The 21,129-nt window shown below is 60.3% G+C and carries 17 protein-coding genes; 12 read left to right on the plus strand and 5 right to left on the minus strand.

Annotated features, from left to right (window positions below):
* Nucleotides 1–72: 72 nt before the first annotated feature.
* On the minus strand, nt 73–1,251 hold the full coding sequence (locus ACLBW8_RS07545; RefSeq protein ID WP_221295796.1) for an ATP-binding protein: 1,179 nt from the start codon (nt 1,249–1,251) through the stop codon (nt 73–75).
* 68 nt (nt 1,252–1,319) lie between these two features.
* A complete protein-coding gene (locus ACLBW8_RS07550) occupies nt 1,320–2,264 on the minus strand; it encodes a GlxA family transcriptional regulator (RefSeq protein ID WP_221295797.1) in 945 nt (314 codons plus the stop codon).
* A 193-nt stretch (nt 2,265–2,457) separates the two neighbouring features.
* Here ACLBW8_RS07550 and ACLBW8_RS07555 point away from each other — a divergent pair, with 193 nt between their 5' ends.
* The 6 genes from ACLBW8_RS07555 to ACLBW8_RS07580 all read left to right on the plus strand — a co-directional run bounded on the left by ACLBW8_RS07555 (nt 2,458) and on the right by ACLBW8_RS07580 (nt 7,926).
* Nucleotides 2,458–3,402 (plus strand): choline ABC transporter substrate-binding protein, encoded by a 945-nt coding sequence (locus ACLBW8_RS07555; RefSeq protein ID WP_447805074.1) that lies wholly within the window; start codon nt 2,458–2,460, stop codon nt 3,400–3,402.
* 78 nt (nt 3,403–3,480) lie between these two features.
* A complete protein-coding gene (locus ACLBW8_RS07560; RefSeq protein ID WP_447805075.1) occupies nt 3,481–4,368 on the plus strand; it encodes a 3-keto-5-aminohexanoate cleavage protein in 888 nt (295 codons plus the stop codon).
* Between the two features lie 175 nt (nt 4,369–4,543).
* Nucleotides 4,544–5,509: an L-carnitine dehydrogenase gene (locus tag ACLBW8_RS07565; protein WP_447805076.1), complete on the plus strand. Its 966-nt coding sequence runs from the start codon at nt 4,544–4,546 to the stop codon at nt 5,507–5,509.
* Between the two features lie 126 nt (nt 5,510–5,635).
* The gene (locus ACLBW8_RS07570) at nt 5,636–6,115 is read left to right on the plus strand and encodes a thioesterase family protein (RefSeq protein WP_447805077.1); all 480 of its coding nucleotides are present in this window, start codon (nt 5,636–5,638) and stop codon (nt 6,113–6,115) included.
* Between the two features lie 9 nt (nt 6,116–6,124).
* Nucleotides 6,125–7,285: a gamma-butyrobetaine dioxygenase gene (locus tag ACLBW8_RS07575; protein WP_447805078.1), complete on the plus strand. Its 1,161-nt coding sequence runs from the start codon at nt 6,125–6,127 to the stop codon at nt 7,283–7,285.
* 377 nt (nt 7,286–7,662) lie between these two features.
* Nucleotides 7,663–7,926, plus strand: a complete 264-nt coding sequence (locus tag ACLBW8_RS07580) for a hypothetical protein (RefSeq protein WP_053258396.1) — start codon at nt 7,663–7,665, stop codon at nt 7,924–7,926.
* Between the two features lie 95 nt (nt 7,927–8,021).
* Here the strand turns inward: ACLBW8_RS07580 and gbdR are convergent, their stop codons facing one another.
* Nucleotides 8,022–9,125: a choline metabolism transcriptional regulator GbdR gene (gene gbdR / locus ACLBW8_RS07585; RefSeq protein WP_447805079.1), complete on the minus strand. Its 1,104-nt coding sequence runs from the start codon at nt 9,123–9,125 to the stop codon at nt 8,022–8,024.
* A gap of 509 nt (nt 9,126–9,634) precedes the next feature.
* Nucleotides 9,635–11,011, minus strand: coding sequence for an L-serine ammonia-lyase (locus tag ACLBW8_RS07590; RefSeq protein ID WP_064454469.1), 1,377 nt, complete (start codon nt 11,009–11,011; stop codon nt 9,635–9,637).
* Between the two features lie 416 nt (nt 11,012–11,427).
* Here ACLBW8_RS07590 and ACLBW8_RS07595 point away from each other — a divergent pair, with 416 nt between their 5' ends.
* The 3 genes from ACLBW8_RS07595 (at nt 11,428) to choV (ending at nt 14,463) form a co-directional block, all read left to right on the plus strand.
* Nucleotides 11,428–12,375 carry a choline ABC transporter substrate-binding protein gene (locus ACLBW8_RS07595; RefSeq protein ID WP_064454470.1) on the plus strand — a complete coding sequence of 316 codons (948 nt, stop codon included), beginning with the start codon at nt 11,428–11,430 and terminating at the stop codon, nt 12,373–12,375.
* A gap of 67 nt (nt 12,376–12,442) precedes the next feature.
* Nucleotides 12,443–13,288 carry a choline ABC transporter permease subunit gene (gene choW / locus ACLBW8_RS07600; RefSeq protein WP_017139374.1) on the plus strand — a complete coding sequence of 282 codons (846 nt, stop codon included), beginning with the start codon at nt 12,443–12,445 and terminating at the stop codon, nt 13,286–13,288.
* Nucleotides 13,285–14,463, plus strand: coding sequence for a choline ABC transporter ATP-binding protein (choV, locus tag ACLBW8_RS07605; protein WP_064454471.1), 1,179 nt, complete (start codon nt 13,285–13,287; stop codon nt 14,461–14,463). Before choW ends, choV begins: the two co-directional genes overlap by 4 nt.
* 184 nt (nt 14,464–14,647) lie before the next feature.
* Here choV and ACLBW8_RS07610 read toward each other — a convergent pair whose 3' ends face one another.
* Nucleotides 14,648–16,582: a BCCT family transporter gene (locus tag ACLBW8_RS07610; RefSeq protein ID WP_407016407.1), complete on the minus strand. Its 1,935-nt coding sequence runs from the start codon at nt 16,580–16,582 to the stop codon at nt 14,648–14,650.
* Between the two features lie 390 nt (nt 16,583–16,972).
* Between ACLBW8_RS07610 and betI the strand changes: the two genes are divergently transcribed.
* The 3 genes from betI (at nt 16,973) to betA (ending at nt 20,994) form a co-directional block, all read left to right on the plus strand.
* The gene (gene betI, locus ACLBW8_RS07615) at nt 16,973–17,566 is read left to right on the plus strand and encodes a transcriptional regulator BetI (RefSeq protein WP_010207128.1); all 594 of its coding nucleotides are present in this window, start codon (nt 16,973–16,975) and stop codon (nt 17,564–17,566) included.
* A gap of 109 nt (nt 17,567–17,675) precedes the next feature.
* Complete coding sequence (betB, locus tag ACLBW8_RS07620) at nt 17,676–19,148, plus strand: betaine-aldehyde dehydrogenase (RefSeq protein WP_064454473.1); 1,473 nt, start codon at nt 17,676–17,678, stop codon at nt 19,146–19,148.
* 142 nt (nt 19,149–19,290) lie between these two features.
* Complete coding sequence (gene betA / locus ACLBW8_RS07625; protein ID WP_447805080.1) at nt 19,291–20,994, plus strand: choline dehydrogenase; 1,704 nt, start codon at nt 19,291–19,293, stop codon at nt 20,992–20,994.
* Nucleotides 20,995–21,129 lie beyond the last annotated feature (135 nt).

Consider the following 21,129-nt stretch of genomic DNA (forward strand, 5'->3'; position numbering starts at 1 on the left):
CTGTGTGTCACTGATACACCGAGGTGCCCGCATCGCAGGCAAGCCAGCTCCCACCCTTGAACCTTGTTGCCATTAAATCCTTGTACGGCTTTTGTACAGCAGCCAATCACCAAAGGATTTGTCTTCCAGGGCATAGCCGCCCCGGCTCGACTTCCACACCAGCTCTTTGTCGCGCAGGGCATCGATACAGGCCTGAATCGTCTGGGTGCCCGGCACCACGTCGCTGCCCATGTCCTCCAGCGCTTTGCTGACGGCCGTGAGGGTGCTGTCCGTGAACGGCGCGAAGGGCTCGTTGGCGCGCGATCGCTCCACCATCACTTCCAGCACGGCGCGTTGGGGAATGGTGAGATTGTTCCAGGCGCTTTCGAACTCAGTCCATATACCCGCGCGCAATAGTTCGGCACGACTGTGCAGCAGTTGGCCCAAATTGCTGGCCTCGCCCAGTTCCAGCGCCACTTCCCCGATGATGGTGCGCAGCATCTCGGGACGATGACCTGCCAACTCAAACGCCTCATCAATGTCGGCAGCGCTGAATTGATTGGTTTCGGCCAGGTGCGCGTTGAGGTGTGCGGTATAAGCCTGGGTGAACGCTTTGCCGAGCAAGGGGAACGGCGTGATGCTGGAGCCGAAAAACGGCTGACTTTTGCCCAACACCAGATGCGCAAGCTTGTCGCGATTGGAACCGGTGAACACGAGGTGCAAGCCGCTGCCCTCCTCGTCACGGCCTTGGTTGAGCTGATCCCGGGCAGCCTTCAACGCAAACATCGCGTTGATCCCTGACTCGCTGGTTAAGGCGTGCTGCGCTTCGTCAATCACCAGTACGACGGGTTTTTCCGCAGCACTGTGGAGCAATTCCAAGGCTTGGGTCAGCGTCGCACCGACCGGCAACTGTGGCTTGGTAAAGTCCCAGGACAGGGTACGCAGAAAGCTGAGCTTCTCGATTCCCATGTTCTTGGCCAGTTTGCGAATGCCCTTTTCATAGGGCACCAGAGCAGCGGCAATCGCGCTGTCGATCAACTCTGCCGGATCTTTCTCTTTGTCGGCCCAGAGATCGACATACACCGTCAGCCAACCCCGGAGCTGGCACTCCGGGATCAGGTCTTCGCGCAAAAAGGTGCTTTTACCGGTGCGCCGAGGCGCCGCCAGGAACAGGCCCGACGTGAAATCCTGAATCCCGGCCCCCACCAAACCGTCGGCAATGCTACTTGCCAGCGTGGGGCGGCGGAACACGAAGCCGCTGTTCTTCGACATGGTTTTATACTCAATTATTCAAGCAACTATAAATTATAGTCGTGAGTATAATTAACTATAATTGCCTGTCAAACCACCTCCCGTCGCCGATCCTCCCTCGGACACTTGGCAAACCGCGCCCGATAGCTACGCGTGAAATAGGACGGCGACTCAAACCCGCACGCAATACTCACCTCCAGCACGCTCATATCGCTCTGGCGCAGCAGTTGCCGGGCTTTTTCCAGGCGTAAGCCCAAATAGAAGTTGCTCGGCGTGTCGTTCAAGTGCAGGCGAAACAGCCGCTCCAGCTGCCGCCGCGTAACTTTGATTGCCTCCGCCAGCGCCAAGGTGCTCAGCGGCGGTTCGGTGTGTTGTTCCATCTCGCCAATCACCTGCACCAACTTCTTGTTGTTGATGCCGTAGCGCGTGGCGATCTGCATGCGTTGGTGGTCTTTGCGTGGGCGGATGCGGCCGAGCACGAATTGCTCGGACACCTGGATCGCCAGGTCCGGCCCGTGAGCCTGGGCGATCAGGTCGAGCATCAAGTCGATGGACGCTGTGCCGCCAGCGCAGGTGATGCGGCGACGGTCGATCTCGAACAGCTCCTGGGTCACGGTGAGCTGTGGATAAGATTCCTTGAACGCATCGATGGCTTCCCAGTGCAAGGTGAGCCGGTGGCCGTCGAGCAGGCCTGCTTCGGCGAGCACGCAGGCGCCGGTGTCGATGGCGCCGAGCGTGACGCCATCGTGATCGAGGCGGCGCAGCCAGTGTTCCAGTGCCGGCGTGGCGAACTGCAGTGGCTCGAACCCGGCCACCACCAGCAGGGTCGCGCCCTTTTTCAACGGTTCCAGCGCAGCGTCGGCGTTGACCGACATGCCATTGCTCGCCAGCACCGCGCCGCCGTCGGCGCTCAATACATGCCAGCGATACAGCTCGCCGCGAAAACGATTGGCCACCCGCAGCGGTTCGATCGCAGAAATAAAGCCGATGGCAGAGAAGCCCGGCATCAGCAGAAAGTAGAAATCCTGGGACATGGAGCGCTCTCGTAGGACGGACAGCGTGGTCACTGTGATACGCCAGTTCAATCGGCCATTCAAGGGGGCAGGTCGCTGCAGTGCAAGAGCTGGTCGCCGCCGTGCGTTTTGTCGCCCCGCAAGCTGCGTAACGTGATCCCACGGCGCACAAAGACGCCGGAACCCACAATAACAACCTGCCGAGGGAACCACCATGAACCGACTGATCAGCCGCTGCGTGCTCGCACTCAGCGCCAGCGCCATTTTTAGCACCAACGTCCTGGCAGCCGATGCGGCTTCTTGCCAGAACGTGCGCATGGGCGTGGTGAACTGGACCGACGTAATCGCCACCAGCGCCATGACCCAAGTGTTGCTCGACGGCCTCGGCTACAAGACCAAACAAACCAGCGCTTCCCAGCAAATCATCTTCGCCGGCATCCGCGACCAGCGCCTGGACTTGTTCCTGGGTTACTGGAACCCGCTGATGACCCAGACCATCACCCCGTTCATCGACGCCAAACAGGTCAAGGTCCTCGAAAAACCGAGCCTGCAAGACGCCCGCGCGACCCTGGCGGTGCCGACCTACCTGGCCGACAAAGGCCTGAAAACCTTCGCCGATATCGCCAAGTTCGAGAAAGAACTGGGCGGCAAGATCTACGGCATCGAGCCGGGCTCGGGTGCCAACACCCAGATCAAGGCGATGATTGCCAAGAACCAGTTCGGCCTGGGCAAGTTCCAGCTGGTGGAGTCCAGTGAAGCCGGCATGCTCGCCGCCGTGGACCGCGCCGTGCGCCGCAAGGAAGCCGTGGTGTTCTTCGGCTGGGCACCGCACCCGATGAACGTCAACGTCGCGATGACTTACCTCACCGGCAGCGACGACGCCCTGGGCCCGAACGAAGGCATGGCCACCGTGTGGAGCGTCACTTCGCCGACCTACGCCGAACAGTGCCCCAACATCCACAAGCTGCTGACCAACCTAACCTTCACCGCCGCCGACGAGAGCCGAATGATGCAGCCGTTGCTGGATCACAAGGACGCTCTCGAGTCCGCCAGGCAGTGGCTCAAGGATCACCCGCAAGACCAGCAGCGCTGGCTCGAAGGGGTGACGACCTTCGACGGCAAACCGGCCGCCGCCAACCTGCAATTGAGCAGCCTATAACCTGATTCGAATCACCGTGTCGCAGCCGCGCCTGGCTGCGAACGGCATTACTACGCCCGCCTGTAAGGAACCTGCCTCATGAACCACGACGTCATCATCACCTGCGCACTCACCGGTGCTGGCGACACGACCGCCAGAAGCCCACATGTGCCGGTCACCCCCAAACAAATCGCCGCCGCCGCCGTGGAAGCCGCCAAGGCCGGTGCGACTGTCGTGCATTGCCACGTGCGTGACCCGCAGACCGGCAAGTTCAGCCGCGACGTCGCCCTGTACCGCGAAGTGATGGAGCGCATTCGTGAGGCCGACGTCGACATCATCGTCAACCTCACCGCCGGCATGGGCGGCGACCTGGAAATCGGCGGCGGCGAGAACCCGATGGAATTCGGCCCCAACACCGACCTGGTCGGCCCGCTGACCCGCCTGGCGCACGTCGAGGCGCTGCTGCCGGAAATCTGCACCCTGGACTGCGGCACCCTGAACTTCGGCGATGGCGACACCATTTACGTGTCCACCCCCGCGCAACTGCGTGCCGGCGCCAAGCGTATTCAAGCGCTGGGCGTAAAAGCCGAGCTGGAAATTTTCGACACCGGCCACCTGTGGTTCGCCAAACAGATGATCAAGGAAGGCCTGCTCGACAACCCGTTGTTCCAGCTGTGCCTGGGCATCCCATGGGGCGCGCCGGCCGACACCACCACCATGAAAGCCATGGTCGACAACCTGCCCGCCGATGCGGTGTGGGCTGGCTTCGGGATCGGCCGCATGCAAATGCCGATGGCGGCGCAAGCCGTGCTGCTGGGCGGCAACGTGCGGGTCGGCCTGGAAGACAACCTGTGGCTGGACAAAGGCGTGCTCGCCACCAATGGCCAACTGGTGGAACGCGCCAGTGAAATCCTCAGCCGCCTCGGCGCACGGGTCATGACCCCGGCGGAAGGCCGCGTGAAGATGGGCCTGACCAAACGCGGCTAGACACGCAACAGGCCCCCTGCCGAAACCGAATCAAATGTGGGAGCGGGCTTGCTCGCGAAGGCGGCGAATCAGCCACCGAATGCCTCAACTGACACAGCGCGTTCGCGAGCAAGCCCGCTCCCCCACTTTGAACGGGTTGCCAAAACAGAATGTGCGAATACTTTAGGAAATTGCCATGCGCTTTATCACTGAGATCAAAACCTTCGCCGCCCTCGGCAGCGGCGTTATCGGCAGCGGTTGGGTGTCCCGCGCCCTGGCCCACGGCCTGGACGTGGTCGCCTGGGACCCGGCGCCCGGCGCTGAGGCAGCCCTGCGCAAGCGTGTCGCCAATGCCTGGGGCGCGCTGGAGAAACAAGGCCTGGCACCGGGTGCATCCCAGGACCGCTTGCGTTTCGTCGCGACCATCGAAGCATGCGTAAAAGACGCGGACTTCATCCAGGAAAGTGCCCCGGAGCGACTGGAGTTGAAACTGGAACTGCACAGCAAGATCAGCGCGGCGGCCAAGCCGAATGCGTTGATTGGCTCGAGCACTTCAGGCCTGTTGCCGAGTGAGTTCTACGAGGGCTCGACCCACCCGGAGCGCTGCGTGGTCGGTCACCCGTTCAACCCGGTTTACCTGCTGCCGCTGGTGGAGGTGGTGGGCGGCAAGCACACGGCACCGGAGGCTGTTCAAGCGGCGATCAAGGTGTACGAATCCCTCGGCATGCGCCCTTTGCATGTGCGCAAGGAAGTCCCGGGTTTTATCGCTGACCGCCTGCTCGAAGCGCTGTGGCGTGAAGCGTTGCACCTGGTGAATGACGGCGTGGCGACGACGGGCGAGATCGACGACGCGATCCGTTTTGGCGCCGGTTTGCGCTGGTCGTTCATGGGCACCTTCCTGACTTACACCCTCGCAGGTGGCGATGCCGGCATGCGGCACTTCATGGCACAGTTCGGCCCGGCGCTGCAGTTGCCGTGGACGTACTTGCCCGCGCCGGAATTGACCGACAAGTTGATTGACGATGTGGTGGATGGCACCAGTGTGCAGTTGGGCAAGCACAGCATTTCGGCGCTGGAGCGCTATCGTGATGATTGCCTGTTGGCGGTGCTTGAAGCGGTAAAAACCACCAAAGCCAAACACGGTATGAGCTTCGCTGAGTAACTAATGTGGGAGCGGGCTTGCTCGCGAATGCGGTGGATCAGTAACGAATGCATCAACTGACACACCGCATTCGCGAGCAAGCCCGCTCCCACATTTTTGACCGAGTACATTTTCGGATTACACGCCATGCCTGCACTGACTACCTACACCACAAAAATCCAACCCGACTGGGTGGACTACAACGGCCACCTGCGCGATGCGTTCTACCTGCTGATTTTCAGTTACGCCACCGACGCACTGATGGACACCTTGGGTCTGGACAGCGAAAACCGCGAAGCCAGCGGCCACTCGCTGTTCACCCTGGAGCTGCACCTCAACTATCTGCACGAAGTAAAACTCGGTGCCGAAGTGGAAGTGCACACCCAGCTCATCGCCCACGATGCCAAGCGCCTGCACCTCTATCACAGCCTGCACCTGGTGGGCGGTGAGAAGGAACTGGCGGGCAATGAACAGATGTTGCTGCACGTCGATCTCGCCGGCCCGCATTCGGCGCCGTTCACCGAGGCCACCCTGGAAAAACTCATCGCCATCAGCGCTGAGCAGGCCGACCTGCCGCGGCCTGCCCTCCTCGGCCGGGTGATTGGACTGCCACCCGGAAAACAATAAGGAGCCACCATGCAAACCGCCGCCGCTGTTGCCGATTTTCGTACTTACCCGCTGATCAGTGACCTCGCCGAGGCGCAGGTGCTGGACGATCAGATTCGTGTGCATTGGGCCGATGGGCGGCTGAGCCCGTTTCATCATCAGTGGCTGCGGGACAACTGCCCCTGCGCGGAATGCGTGTACAGCGTGACCCGCGAGCAGGTGCTGGAAATTGTCGATGTGGATGAACACCTCAGCGCTGTCAGTGCCTGCATTGACGAAGGCTTTCTGCAGGTGGAATGGAGCGGCGGCCATCTCAGCCGGTACGCTCCCGGTTGGCTGCGGGCGCACGCCTATGACGATGAGTCGCGCGCTGAACGCCGTGCGGCAAAACCCCAATCCAAGCTGTGGGATCAGCGGTTTACGCTGCCGGTGTTCGACTACGCCGCAGTGATGGAAGACCCCAAGGTCTTGCTGCAATGGTTGCTGGCCTTGCGTGATTCAGGCCTTACGCAAATCCGTGGTGTGCCTACCGAGCCCGGCTCTCTGGCGCTGGTCGCCAAGCGCATTTCCTTTATTCGCGAGAGCAACTTCGGCGTGCTGTTCAATGTGCAATCCAAGGCCGATGCCGACAGCAATGCCTATACCGCGTTCAACCTGCCGCTGCACAGCGACTTACCGACGCGGGAGCTGCAACCGGGGCTGCAATTCCTGCATTGCCTGGTGAACGATGCCACCGGTGGCGAGAGTATTTTTGTCGACGGGTTTGCTATCGCCACGGCGCTGCGCACGGAAGACCCCGAGGCGTTTCGTGCCCTGTGTGAAATCCCGGTGGAGTTTCGCAACAAAGACCGTCACAGCGACTATCGCCGCCTGGCGCCGATCATTGCGCTGGATGCCTTGGGGGATGTCGCGGAAATTCGCATGGCTAACTTTCTGCGGGGGCCGTTTGAGGCGCCGGTGGAGCAGATGCCGTTGCTGTATCGCGCGTATCGGCGCTTTATTGCGATGACGCGGGAAGAGCGTTTTCGTTTGGTCAAACGTTTGAATCCGGGTGAGTTGTGGTGCTTTGATAACCGCCGCACGTTGCACGCACGCAACGCGTTCGACCCGGCCTCCGGGGCGCGGCACTTCCAGGGTTGCTATGTCGACCGGGATGAATTGCTCTCGCGGATTCTGGTGTTGCAGCGGTAGACCGCAGCGCGGCCATCGCAGGCAAGCCAGCGCCCACACTTGCCGGCATTTCAAAGATAAATCTCGGTCAAGTGTGGGAGCGGGCTTGCTCGCGAAGAGGCCAGTGCATTCACTGCAAATCCCAGGCAAAAAAAGCCCCGAACCAGCCGTGACTGGATCGGGGCAGAGTGCAATGCGTGAGCGTGACATCCCGAGGGTGACCAAACCTTCAAGCTGCTTGCCTGGCAGTCAGTGTGCCTATTACTTGCGTCGGTAAATGACCCGAAAACGACCTGTTCATAGCCATCTGAGCCATTCGTTGATTCTGCCCTTGCCGACCGGCCGAGGGCCTACCAGAATCCAGGTCAATCCCCGTTCCCTACACCAGGATAAACGTCATGATGCACGCGGATTTGATTGACCAGCATGACCTGCTGAGCCAGCTGCGCTCGCTGGGTTTTGAAGTGTCCAGCGGTGCCACCGCCGAGCAGGCCTGCGAGTGTGCGGTACGCGGTTTGAGTGCCGCACGGGCCAAAGCACTCAAGGGCATGGTGGAACAGATGTACACCGGCAGCGCGACGATTTTGCCGGCAGTGAGGCAGGCAATCGACAAGCAGTTGTTGCCGGCTTTGGTGCAGTTCAAGCAAAACTCCGGCGCCTGATAGAGCGCTGTCGCGAGCAAGCCCGCTCCCACAGTTGACGGTGTTCACATATCAAAATGTGGGCGCTGGCTTGCCTGCGTTGCAGGCGACTCGGTCTAGAGCCTTACACTGGCAAACGTCGACTCATTACGCGCCTGACTCAACGCCGACATCGGCCCCGACAACGGTGACAACACCAGCGCCTGCGGAATCGGCATCATCGCCACTTGCTGGGCGGTGTTGGAACCTACGCGCTCATCCCGTGGCGGGATGCCGAAGTATTCGCGGTAGCACTTGGAGAAGTGCGGTGTGGACACAAACCCGCACACCGAGGCCACTTCGATGATCGACATCGGCGTTTGCTTGAGCAATTGCCGCGCACGGATCAGGCGCAACTTGAGGTAGTAGCGTGATGGCGAGCAATGCAGGTATTTCTGGAACAGCCGCTCCAGCTGCCGACGGGACACAGCGACGTACACCGCCAGCTCGTCCAGGTCGATCGGCTCTTCCAGGTTAGCTTCCATCAGCGCAACAATTTCCTGCAGCTTCGGCTGGTTGGTGCCGAGCATGTGCTTGAGCGGCACGCGCTGGTGATCCTGTTCGTTGCGGATGCGTTCGTACACAAACATCTCGGAGATGGCGGCCGACAATTCACGGCCGTGGTCGCGGCTGATCAGGTGCAGCATCATGTCCAGCGGCGCGGTGCCGCCCGAGCTGGTGAAACGGTTGCGGTCGAGGGTAAACAGGCGTGTGCTCATGGCCACGCGGGGGAAAGCTTCCTGCATCGACGCCAGGCATTCCCAGTGCACGCTGCAATCAAAACCGTCGAGCAAACCGGCGCAAGCCAGGGCCCAACTGCCGGTGCACACGGCGCCGAGACGACGCGACTGGCGCGCCTGGCTTTGCAACCACGACACGTGCTCACGGGTGACGGTACGCTGGATACCCACGCCGCCGCACACAATGACAGTGTCCAGGACCGGGGCTTTGTGCATGGAGGCATCGGGGGTGATTTGCAGACCGTCGCTGGCCCAGACCTGGTTGCCGTCGACACTCAGGGTTGTCCAGCGATACAGCTCGCGGCCGGACAACTGGTTGGCCATGCGCAGCGGTTCCACAGCCGACGCCAGGGAAATCAGCGTGAAATTGTCCAGCAGCAAAAAGCCGATGGATTGAGGCGCACGGTTCTGGGGTTGAGCCCCGGAGTTGAACGACGTCATCGCGGTATCTCCTCACACAAAGCGGGTGATGGCCTCAGGCGAGGCTCTTGTTATTGCGCTCTGCTCTTGTGCAGAGAGAGGCTTTGATTTGATAGAGCAAATGCCATGCCTAAAATTGAATGGGCATTCAATAACTCCTGAAAACGACCTGATGACGTGTCTATATAAGCCCGCGCAGGAAGTGCGGGATATGCTCCGAAAAGGACGCAGGAGCAGCCTTGCTCAAGGGGTGTGAGCAGTTCGGTAGCACTTGTGGGAAGGCGCTTTGAGGGCTTGGGAAAAGTCTGTCACCGCACGCACAGGTGACGGGTGGCGGGGTGGGAAATCGTTTGGGAGCTACTTATCTGTTTGCGACGCGCTAAAAGGTGGCGCTTTTGTATCCGGGTGTTCACTTTTTGAGCAGTGTTGCCTGAGCTACCGCCATCGCGGGCAAGCCCGCTCCCACATTTTGATCTGTGAATACATTCAAAGGTGGGAGCTGGCTCGCCTGCGATGCAGGCGACTCGGTATCAACACTCCACCGCACTCACCGCCAACCCACCGCGCGAGGTTTCCTTGTACTTGTCATGCATATCCGCCCCGGTATCGCGCATGGTGCGGATCACGCGGTCCAGGGAGATAAAGTGCTGGCCATCTCCGCGCAGCGCCATTTGCGCCGCGTTGATCGCTTTCACCGCCGCAATCGCATTGCGCTCGATGCACGGCACTTGCACCAGCCCGCCCACTGGGTCGCACGTGAGGCCGAGGTTGTGTTCCAGGCCGATTTCGGCGGCATTGCACACCTGCTCCGGCGTGGCGCCGAGGATCTCGGCCAGCCCGGCGGCGGCCATAGCGCACGCCGAACCGACTTCGCCCTGGCAGCCGACTTCAGCCCCCGAGATCGAAGCGTTTTTCTTGCACAAAATACCCACCGCCGCCGCACCCAGCAGGTAGTCGACGACGTTGGCTTCCGTGACCTCTTCGCTGAACTTCATAAAGTAGTGCAGCACCGCCGGAATAATCCCTGCCGCACCATTAGTCGGCGCGGTGACCATGCGCCCACCCGCTGCGTTTTCTTCATTGACCGCCAGGGCGAACAGGTTGACCCACTCCATGGCGCTCAAGGTCGAGCCAATCACATTCGGCTTGCCCAGCTCCTGCAGGCTGCGGTGCAATTTGGCGGCGCGACGACGCACATTCAGCCCACCGGGCAAGATGCCTTCGTGCTTGAGGCCCTGCTCCACACAATCCTGCATGGCCCGCCAGAGCTTCATCAGGCCACTGCGGATTTCTTCTTCGGAGCGCCAGACCTTTTCGTTAGCCAGCATCAACTCGGCCACGCGCAGGTTATGGGTTTTGCACAGCTGCAACAGTTCCACCGCACTGGAAAAATCATAGGGCAGTTCGGTGCGGTCCATGTCGGCCACACCGCTTTGCGCCTGGGCTTCGTCCACCACAAAACCGCCACCGACTGAATAGTAAGTATCGCGGTGCAGTTCGCCGTCTTCACCGAACACCACCAGCGTCATGCCGTTGGGATGGAACGGGAGGTTTTCGTCGAGCAGGCGCATGTCGCGTGCCCACATGAAAGGCACTGGCAAATGCCCATCGAGCAAGAGCGTGTCGGTCTCGCGCAGGGTGTGAATGCGCAGGCCGATTTGCGACGGGTCGATTGCGTCCGGCCACTCGCCCATCAGGCCCATGAGGGTGGCGGTGTCGCTGCCGTGGCCGATGCCGGTGGCCGACAACGAGCCATACAGCTGAACTTCGACGCGCCTGACCTGTTCCAACAATTCACGTTCACGTAATGCCTGGACGAACAACGCCGCGGCACGCATGGGGCCGACGGTGTGAGAACTGGAAGGCCCAATGCCGATCTTGAACAGGTCGAAAACGCTGATAGCCATTGCGGTAGAACTCCTCGATAAGCACGGCCAGGCTTGAACGAGGTGCTACGCTCAGATCGCCCAGATGGCGGCATCATCAAGCTTTTGCTTGCCCTCACGGCGTCTCACACCGACGCACCCATGCTCACTAGCGTCGCACCCGTGCGATCAGGCGTTTTGGCCGTTTTTAGCGGTGCAGATCGGTAAAAACTGCAGTTTTGCCTTTGGAAAAATCTGTAAGCGACGTCACCGACACTGGATACGACCATCCCTGTACTGGATACGACGCCCCCTGTAGGCGTCAGATTTTCACTGGTACATGATCAGTCTCGACTCGTTTGCAAGGCACCGTGCCTGCGCTTCATCGCACGCCCCAACCGCAACACTTATAAAGCGCGGCGAATGCCGCCAGAAAAAAGACACAGGAGTCTACCCCGATGAAAGGTTCACCCTCGTTGTTGTTGGCCGCCATGCTGAGTCTGCCAGTCCTGGCGAACGCTGCAGAACCGGCACAATGTCAGACCGTCAACTTCTCCGATGTCGGCTGGACCGACATCACCGTCACTACCGCGACCACCAGCGAAATCCTCAAGGGCCTGGGCTACAAGCCACGCACCACGATGATTTCGGTGCCGGTGACCTACAAGTCCCTGGCCGACGGCAAGAACATGGACATCTTCCTCGGCAACTGGATGCCGACCATGGAAAACGACATCAAGCAGTACCGTGATGCCGGCACCGTGGAAACCGTGCGCGCCAACCTTGAGAACGCCAAGTACACCCTGGCGGTGCCCGAGGAGCTGTACAACAAAGGCCTGAAAGACTTCGCCGATATCGCCAAATTCAAGGACGAGCTGGGCGGCAAGATCTACGGCATCGAACCGGGTAACGACGGCAACCGCACCATCCAGACCGTCATCGACAAGAACCAGTTCGGCTTGAAAGACGCAGGCTTCAAGGTCGTGGAATCCAGTGAAGCCGGGATGCTCTCCCAGGTGGAACGCGCCACCAAACGTGGCCAGGCGATTGTGTTCCTCGGCTGGGAACCGCACCCGATGAACACCCGCTTCAAGATCAAGTACCTGACCGGGGGTGACGATTCGTTCGGCCCCAATTACGGCCAGGCCACCATCTACACCAACGTTCGCAAGGGCTACACCCAGGAATGCAGCAACGTTGGCCAATTGCTGAAAAACCTGTCGTTCACCCTGGACATGGAAAGCTCGCTGATGGGTAACGTCCTGGACGACAAAATGAAGCCTGACGCCGCGGCCAAGGCCTGGCTGAAGAAGAACCCCGCCGTACTCGACACCTGGCTCGCCGGTGTGACCACCGTCGATGGCAAACCAGGTCTGGAGGCAGTAAAAGCGTATCTCGCCAAGTAAGTGCTGACCCCGGGCCGGTACGCTGGCCCGGGATGTTTTTCCCCTTCGCATGTGGACATTCACTACCATGCTGACTGAACAGAAAATCCCACTAGGCCAGTACATCGCTGCCTTCGTCGAATGGTTGACCAAACATGGTGCCAACTACTTCGACGCAATCGCATCGACACTGGAAACGATGATCCACGGCGTGACGTTTGCGCTGACCTGGTTCAATCCGCTGGCATTGATCGGTCTGATTGCGCTACTCGCTCACTTTATTCAACGCAAATGGGGCCTGACGGTTTTTGTCATCGCCTCCTTCCTGCTGATCCTGAACCTCGGGTACTGGCAGGAAACCATGGAAACCCTCGCGCAGGTGCTGTTCGCCACTCTGGTCTGCGTGGTCATCGGTGTGCCGCTGGGCATTGTTGCCGCGCACAAACCGCTGTTCTACACCATGATGCGGCCGGTACTCGATCTGATGCAGACCGTGCCGACCTTCGTCTACCTCATCCCAACCCTGACCCTCTTCGGGCTGGGTGTGGTGCCCGGTCTGATTTCCACGGTGGTGTTCGCGATTGCCGCGCCTATCCGCCTGACTTACCTGGGTATCCGCGATGTGCCACAAGAGTTGATGGACGCCGGTAAAGCCTTTGGCTGCTCGCGCCGTCAGTTGCTCTCACGCATTGAATTGCCACACGCCATGCCGAGCATTGCCGCCGGCATTACCCAATGCATCATGCTGTCGTTGTCGATGGTGGTGATCGCGGCCCTGGTGGGCGCCGACGGCCTCGGCAAGCCGGTGGTCAACGCACTAAACACCGCCGACATTGCCCTGGGCTTTGAAGCCGGCCTGGCAATCGTATTGCTGGCCATCATGCTCGACCGCATCTGCAAACAACCCGACGCCAAAGTAGGGGGTGATGCATGAGCATTATCCGATTCGACAATGTCGATGTGATCTTCTCCAAAGACCCGCGCGAAGCCCTCAAGCTGCTCGACCAGGGCATGCACCGCAACGAGATCCTGAAAAAAACCGGGCAGATTGTCGGCGTTGAAAAAGCCAGCCTGGACATTGAGAAAGGCGAGATCTGCGTGCTGATGGGCCTGTCGGGCTCAGGCAAGTCGAGCTTGCTGCGCTGCATCAACGGCCTCAACACCGTGAGCCGCGGCAAGCTGTTTGTCGAACATGAAGGCCGCCAGATCGACATCGCTTCGTGTACACCTGCCGAGCTCAAAATGATGCGCACCAAGCGCATCGCCATGGTGTTCCAGAAGTTCGCCCTGATGCCGTGGCTGACGGTGCGCGAGAACATCAGCTTCGGTTTGGAAATGCAGGGCCGCCCCGAGAAGGAACGGCGCAAGCTGGTGGATGACAAGCTGGAACTGGTGGGCCTGGCCCAATGGCGCAACAAGAAGCCTGACGAGTTGTCCGGCGGCATGCAGCAGCGTGTCGGCCTGGCCCGTGCGTTGGCGATGGACGCCGATATCCTGCTGATGGACGAACCCTTCTCCGCCCTCGACCCACTGATTCGCCAAGGCCTGCAAGATGAACTGCTGGAGCTGCAACGCAAGCTGAGCAAGACCATCGTGTTCGTGAGTCACGACCTGGATGAAGCACTTAAGCTGGGCAGCCGCATCGCCATCATGAAAGACGGCAAGATCATCCAGTACAGCGTGCCGGAAGAGATCGTGCTGAACCCGGCGGACGACTATGTGCGCACCTTCGTCGCCCATACCAACCCGCTGAACGTACTGTGCGGTCGCAGCCTGATGCGCACCCTGGACAACTGCAAACGCATCAACGGTTCGGTGTGTTTGGACCCGGGCGGCGACTCGTGGCTGGACCTGGCGGAAGGCAACACCATCAAGGGCGCACGCCAGAATGGCGCGGTGCTGAACTTGCAGAACTGGGTACCGGGGCAAGCGGTTGAAGGGTTGGGCCGGGTGCCAACGCTGGTGGATTCGAATATCGGCATGCGCGATGCGCTGCAGATTCGTTACCACACCGGGAACAAGCTGGTGTTGCACAACAACAACCAGGTGGTGGGGATCTTGGGGGACAGCGAGCTTTACCATGCCCTGCTCGGCAAGAACCTGGGCTAATGGCCCACTGCAAAACCCATTGAAGAAACGGGGTCAATGTGGGAGCGGGCTTGCTCGCGAATGCGGTGTGTCAGTCAGCACATCTGTCACTGATACACCGCATTCGCGAGCAAGCCCGCTCCCACATTTTGCTCTGTTGACACATAAAAAGCGGCACCAGTGAAGGCACCGCTGCGCTCAACCATCAGCTATAGACACGGCCAAGGAGCTGCCGATGGCTTTCAAACTGATCGAGCACGTCCCGGGTGATTTGTTCCTGGGCAAAGCCCATCAGGTCGTATTCCTGAGGCCCATTGTGCAGGTAAACCTCGGCCCGGTAGTAACGCGTACGCTCTTCCTCGGGCAAGTCGCTCGGTGCCGACGAATAAGCATCCAGGCTCACTTCGTAGACAAATGGGTTGCCCTCCTCCATCTCGATGCGCACACCAATGCAGCGCTTGGACTTACCCAGCAGGGTCTGCACTTCCAGCCCTTGATCACGCAACGCAGTCGCCGCTTCTTCCAGCGCCGGCGTCACATGTTTGTCCATAAAACGCTGCACAGTGCCCTGGCTCGGCTGCAGGTCCAGTGCGGTCAGGCGCTCGCTGAAACCACGACGACCGCGCTCAGCCAACTGTGCCTGCTCCTGCTCCATCGCCACGTCCTGGCGCATCGCCTTGTGCAAACCGAACATAAACAAAATCAGCACCACCGAGAACGGCAGCCCCGCCAGCACGACCATGGTCTGCATGGCTTCGAAGTTGCCGGCAAACAGCAGGCCGATGGTCACCAGCGTAATCACCGCCGACCAGAAGATCCGCAGCCAGTGCGGCGCATCTTCATCCACATTGCCGCCTTTGCAGGAAAGGTTGGCCATCATCACCGCGCCGGAATCCGCCGGGGTCAGGAACAGCACAAAGCCAACAAAGATCGACACACCGATGACGATTTTCGACGCTGGGTAATGCTCCAGCAATTGGTAGATGGCCATCGACGGTTGTTCCAGCGCCGTCTTGCCCAACTCCACCGCACCGTGGTTCAGCACCAGGTCCAGCGCCGAGTTACCGAAGATCGACAACCACGCCAAGGTGAAGCCCAGCGGAATCAGCAGCACACCGGCCACCAGTTCACGCACCGTGCGACCACGGGAAATACGCGCGATGAACATGCCCACGAATGGCGCCCAGGAAATCCACCAGGCCCAGTAGAACAGGGTCCACAGGCCCATCCAGCGTTCGGTTTTGTCGGCATCGCCTTCGTACACATAGAGGTCGAAGGTTTTCAGCACGATACCGTTGAGGTAGTCACCGGTGTTCTGCACCAAGCCGTTGAGCAAATGCAGGGTCGGGCCGAACAGCAGCACAAAAATCAGCAAACCGCTGAACAGTACGATGTTGAGGTTGGACAGGCGGCGAATGCCGTTTTCCACACCCGACACGGCAGCGATGGTCGCCACGGTGCTCATCACAATAATCACGATCAGCAGGTTGGTGTTGCTGTGCGCCATGCCGAACAGGTTTTCCAACCCGGACGACACTTGCATCGCACCAATCCCCAGGTTCGTCACCAGGCCCAACAGGGTCACGAACATGCCAAAACCGTCCACCGCGTGGCCGGCTGCGCCCTTCACCCAGCGCTCGCCCACCAGCGGGTACAGCGCCGAACGCAAGGCCAGCGGCTGGTTATGACGGTAGGCGAAATACGCCACGGCCAGGCCGACCAACGCATAGATCGCCCAGCCGTGCAGGCCCCAGTGCAGGAACGTCAGTTGCAGCGCCTGGCGTGCCGCGCCATTGCTGGCGGCCGCGCCTTCGGGCGGGTTGAAGTAGTGGTCCAACGGCTCCGAGGCGCCGAAGTACAGCAGCGAGATGCCGATACCCGACGAGAACAACATGCCGGCCCAGGCGCCGTAGCTGAAGTCCGGGGTGTCATCCTTGCTGCCCAGTTTCAACTTGCCGTAGGACGAAAACGCCAGGCCGACCACAAACACCAGGTAAGCGGCGATGACCACCATGTAGTACCAGCCGAAGCTTTTCGAAAGCCAGGCTTGCGCTACGCCAAGCATGCGCCCGGCCTCCTGCGGGGCGATGATCAGAATGGCGGTCAACAACAGAATCAGCGCGGTGGAGGTGTAGAACACCCAACCGTTGACCCGTACCTTTTCCGGCGGGGTCTTTATAAGAGAGGCAGAACTCATGGCGCAGATGCTCCAGGCAGTGCGAGAGAGAAACACAAGGCAACGGTTATCCCGGGACATCGATTTTTCGGCAGTCGACGGACGGGTGTTATAAAGACACCCCGAAAATTCTTGAGCCCCGCCGAAGCGGTGGCAGGCCCTGATATGGCCGGTTTCAAGGATTTTTGCAGGTGTCAGAGGCTGCTGCTCACAGGTAGGAAATATCTGTAGGGAGCGACCATTTGTCGCAGATCTTATTCTTTGTTGATTGAACGTTCAATCAAAACAAAATAGACTGGCCTTCAAGCCGACGGACGTTTATCGCCCACCGGCAGGCCTAAGGAGAGGTGCTACATGCCCAAGGTCGGTATGCAACCCATACGCCGCCAGCAGTTGATCGAAGCCACCTTGACGGCCATCGATCAGGTCGGGATGGGAGATGCCAGCATTGCGCTGATCGCCCGTTTGGCCGGCGTCTCGAACGGCATCATCAGTCACTACTTTCAGGACAAGAACGGCCTGATCGCCGCAACGATGCGGTACTTGATGAATGTGCTGATCGAGAACGTCCACGAACGCAGGCTTGCGCTGAAGGACGACAGCCCACGGGCGCACCTTCGGGTGATCATCGAGGGCAACTTCGACGCCAGCCAGGTCAACGGCCCGGCAATGAAAACCTGGCTGGCCTTCTGGGCCACCAGCATGCATCACCCGTCATTGCACAGGTTGCAGCGGATCAACGATCAACGTCTGTATTCCAACCTGTGCTGCCAGTTCCGCCGAGTGCTACCGCTGCCGCACGCACGCAAAGCAGCCAGAGGCCTGGCGGCCCTGATCGACGGTTTGTGGCTGCGCGGCGCCCTGTCGGGAGACGCTTTCGACACGGAGCAGGCGCAACGGATCGCTTACGAATACATGGATTTCCAATTGGCCAAGCAGGTGAGTTAGAGCACACATAACCGCTCAACCCCTGAACGTCCGCCACTCAGTGTTGCCAGAACCCTATGGCCCACTTTCGGCGGGTAACGCCAACCACTTATGCACTTGCGAGGACTTTATGGCCCGTTTCGAACTGCAAAAACTCTACATTGACGGCGGCTACAGCGACGCTGGCAGCGATGCCACTTTCGAAGCCATCAACCCGGCTAACGGTGAAGTTCTCGCCCAAGTGCAACGTGCTACCAAAGACGACGTTGAACGTGCCGTGGTCAGCGCTGAAAAAGGCCAGAAAATCTGGGCCGCCATGACCGCCATGGAGCGTTCGCGCATCCTGCGCCGTGCCGTCGACATCCTGCGCGAGCGCAACGATGAGCTGGCCGCCCTGGAAACCCTGGACACCGGTAAAGCCTTCTCCGAAACCCAATACGTCGACATCGTCACCGGCGCTGACGTGCTGGAATACTACGCAGGCCTGGTGCCGGCCATCGAAGGCGAGCAGATCCCGCTGCGCGACACCTCCTTCGTCTATACCCGCCGCGAGCCGCTGGGCGTGGTCGCCGGTATCGGCGCGTGGAACTACCCGATCCAGATCGCCCTGTGGAAATCCGCACCGGCCCTGGCCGCGGGTAACGCGATGATCTTCAAGCCAAGCGAAGTCACCTCGCTGACCACCCTGAAACTGGCCGAGATCTACACCGAAGCCGGCGTTCCTGCAGGCGTGTTCAACGTGTTGACCGGCAGCGGCCGTGAAGTCGGCACCTGGCTGACCGAGCACCCACGCATCGAGAAGGTCTCGTTCACCGGCGGCACCGACACCGGCAAAAAAGTCATGGCCAGCGCTTCCAGCTCCTCGCTGAAAGAAGTGACCATGGAACTGGGTGGCAAGTCCCCGCTGATCGTGTTCGAAGACGCCGACCTGGATCGCGCAGCCGACATCGCGATGATGGCCAACTTCTACAGCTCCGGTCAGGTCTGCACTAACGGCACTCGCGTATTCGTGCCCAAGCACCTGCAAGCAGCCTTCGAAGCCAAGATCGTTGAGCGTGTGGCGCGCATTCGCGTCGGCAACCCGCAAGACGAGAACACCAACTTCGGCCCGCTGGTCAGCTTCGCCCACATGGAAAGCGTGCTCGGCTACATCGCCAAAGGTAAGGAAGAAGGCGCCCGCGTACTGTGCGGCGGCGACCGTCTGACCGCTGGCGAATTCGCCAAAGGCGCCTTCGTGGCTCCGACCGTGTTCACCGACTGCACCGACGAAATGACCATCGTCCGTGAAGAAATCTTCGGCCCGGTGATGAGCATCCTCACTTACGAGACCGAAGAAGAAGTGATCCGCCGCGCCAACGACACCGACTTCGGCCTGGCTGCCGGCCTGGTCACCAAAGACCTGAACCGCGCTCACCGCGTGATTCATCAACTGGAAGCCGGCATCTGCTGGATCAACGCCTGGGGCGAGTCCGACGCCAAGATGCCAGTCGGTGGCTACAAGCAGTCGGGTGTTGGCCGTGAAAACGGCATCAGCTCGCTGAACAACTTCACCCGCATCAAATCGGTACAGGTTGAGCTGGGCGACTACGCCTCGGTGTTCTAAACCCGAGCCTTGCGTTGCCTTTGAGGCCGCCATCGGGGGCAAGCCCCCTCCCACCTTTGACTGTGTAAACCCGATCAAATGTGGGAGGGGGCTTGCCCCCGATGAGGCCCGACCTGACCACACTTCAAAGAGGGTGCATCCAATGTCCCAAGAATACGACTACATCATTGTGGGTGCCGGCTCCGCCGGTAACACCCTGGCGACCCGTCTGACCGAAGACGAAGGCGTCACCGTTTTGCTGCTGGAAGCCGGCGGCCCTGACTACCGCTTCGACTTCCGCACCCAAATGCCGGCCGCCCTGGCGTTCCCGCTGCAAGGCCGTCGCTACAACTGGGCCTACGAAACCGATCCAGAGCCACACATGGACGGTCGCCGGATGGAATGCGGGCGCGGCAAGGGCCTGGGTGGCTCTTCCCTGATCAACGGCATGTGCTACATCCGTGGTAACGCCATGGACTACGACAACTGGGCAAAACTTCCAGGTCTAGAGAACTGGACCTACCTCGACTGCCTGCCGTACTTCCGCAAAGCTGAAACCCGCGACATCGGCCCGAATGATTGGCACGGCGGCGATGGCCCGGTCAGCGTGACCACGCCTAAAGCCGGCAACAACCCGCTGTTCCACGCGATGGTTGAAGCAGGCGTACAGGCTGGTTACCCGCGCACTGAAGACTTGAACGGCTACCAGCAAGAAGGCTTCGGCCCGATGGACCGTACCGTCACGCCAAACGGCCGTCGCGCCAGCACCGCGCGCGGTTACCTGGACACGGCTAAAAAGCGTTCGACCCTGACCATCGTCACCCACGCCCTGACCGACAAAGTCTTGTTCGAAGGCAAGCGCGCCGTTGGCGTGCGTTACTTGATCGGCGCCGCTGAAGAGCGCGTTGAAGCCCGCGCGCGCAAAGAAGTGCTGGTGTGCAGCGGTGCGATCGCGTCGCCGCAATTGCTGCAACGCTCCGGTGTGGGCCCGGCCAAACTGCTGGAAAGCCTCGACATCCCGGTGATCCACGACCTGCCAGGCGTCGGCGAAAACCTGCAGGACCACCTTGAGCTCTACCTGCAATATGCGTGCACCCAACCGGTGTCGCTGTACCCGTCGCTGCTCTGGTACAACCAACCGGCCATCGGTGCCGAGTGGCTGTTCAACGGCACCGGCATCGGCGCCAGTAACCAGTTCGAAGCGGGCGGTTTTATCCGCACCCGTGAAGAATTCGAATGGCCGAACATCCAGTACCACTTCCTGCCGGTCGCGATTAACTACAACGGCAGCAACGGCGTGAAAGAGCACGGTTTCCAGGCGCACATGGGCTCCATGCGCTCGCCAAGCCGTGGCCGCGTGCAATTGAAGTCGAAGAACCCACGGGACTACCCGAGCATCCTCTTCAACTACATGGCCACCGAGCAGGACTGGCAGGAATTCCGCGACGGCATCCGCCTGACCCGTGAAATCATGCAGCAACCGGCTCTCGACCAATACCGTGGCCGCGAAATCAGCCCGGGTATTGAAGTGCAAACCGATGAGCAACTCGACACGTTCATCCGCGAGCACGCCGAAACGGCATTCCACCCGTCCTGCTCGTGCAAGATGGGCACCGACGAGATGGCGGTAGTGGACGGCGAAGGCCGTGTGCATGGCATGCAGGGGCTGCGTGTGGTCGATGCGTCGATCATGCCGATCATCACCACCGGCAACCTGAACGCGCCGACGATCATGATCGCCGAGAAAATCGCCGACAAGATCCGTGGCCGCAAGCCATTGCCGCGCAGCACTGCCGATTACTACGTAGCAGGCGACGCGCCGGTGCGTGGCAAGCCACTGCGTGAAGTGGGCCCGATGGCGCAGTAACTGATACACCGCGGTGCCCCATTCGCGAGCAAGCCCGCTCCCACATTTTGACCGTGTTAACCCGATCAAGTGTGGGAGGGGGCTTGCTCCCGAAGAGGCCCGAACAAGCGCTGTAAATCCCCCGCCTACACTTTC

The sequence above is a fragment of the Pseudomonas sp. M5A4_2d genome, assembly GCF_053345295.1.

What these genes read in the sequence shown, in the direction of transcription:
- ACLBW8_RS07545 (WP_221295796.1), bottom strand. Translation starts at nt 1,251, where the DNA reads ATGTCGAAGAACAGCGGCTTCGTGTTCCGCCGCCCCACGCTGGCAAGT.
- ACLBW8_RS07550 (WP_221295797.1), bottom strand. Translation starts at nt 2,264, where the DNA reads ATGTCCCAGGATTTCTACTTTCTGCTGATGCCGGGCTTCTCTGCCATC.
- ACLBW8_RS07555 (WP_447805074.1), top strand. Translation starts at nt 2,458, where the DNA reads ATGAACCGACTGATCAGCCGCTGCGTGCTCGCACTCAGCGCCAGCGCC.
- ACLBW8_RS07560 (WP_447805075.1), top strand. Translation starts at nt 3,481, where the DNA reads ATGAACCACGACGTCATCATCACCTGCGCACTCACCGGTGCTGGCGAC.
- ACLBW8_RS07565 (WP_447805076.1), top strand. Translation starts at nt 4,544, where the DNA reads ATGCGCTTTATCACTGAGATCAAAACCTTCGCCGCCCTCGGCAGCGGC.
- ACLBW8_RS07570 (WP_447805077.1), top strand. Translation starts at nt 5,636, where the DNA reads ATGCCTGCACTGACTACCTACACCACAAAAATCCAACCCGACTGGGTG.
- ACLBW8_RS07575 (WP_447805078.1), top strand. Translation starts at nt 6,125, where the DNA reads ATGCAAACCGCCGCCGCTGTTGCCGATTTTCGTACTTACCCGCTGATC.
- ACLBW8_RS07580 (WP_053258396.1), top strand. Translation starts at nt 7,663, where the DNA reads ATGATGCACGCGGATTTGATTGACCAGCATGACCTGCTGAGCCAGCTG.
- gbdR (WP_447805079.1), bottom strand. Translation starts at nt 9,125, where the DNA reads ATGACGTCGTTCAACTCCGGGGCTCAACCCCAGAACCGTGCGCCTCAA.
- ACLBW8_RS07590 (WP_064454469.1), bottom strand. Translation starts at nt 11,011, where the DNA reads ATGGCTATCAGCGTTTTCGACCTGTTCAAGATCGGCATTGGGCCTTCC.
- ACLBW8_RS07595 (WP_064454470.1), top strand. Translation starts at nt 11,428, where the DNA reads ATGAAAGGTTCACCCTCGTTGTTGTTGGCCGCCATGCTGAGTCTGCCA.
- choW (WP_017139374.1), top strand. Translation starts at nt 12,443, where the DNA reads ATGCTGACTGAACAGAAAATCCCACTAGGCCAGTACATCGCTGCCTTC.
- choV (WP_064454471.1), top strand. Translation starts at nt 13,285, where the DNA reads ATGAGCATTATCCGATTCGACAATGTCGATGTGATCTTCTCCAAAGAC.
- betI (WP_010207128.1), top strand. Translation starts at nt 16,973, where the DNA reads ATGCCCAAGGTCGGTATGCAACCCATACGCCGCCAGCAGTTGATCGAA.
- betB (WP_064454473.1), top strand. Translation starts at nt 17,676, where the DNA reads ATGGCCCGTTTCGAACTGCAAAAACTCTACATTGACGGCGGCTACAGC.
- betA (WP_447805080.1), top strand. Translation starts at nt 19,291, where the DNA reads ATGTCCCAAGAATACGACTACATCATTGTGGGTGCCGGCTCCGCCGGT.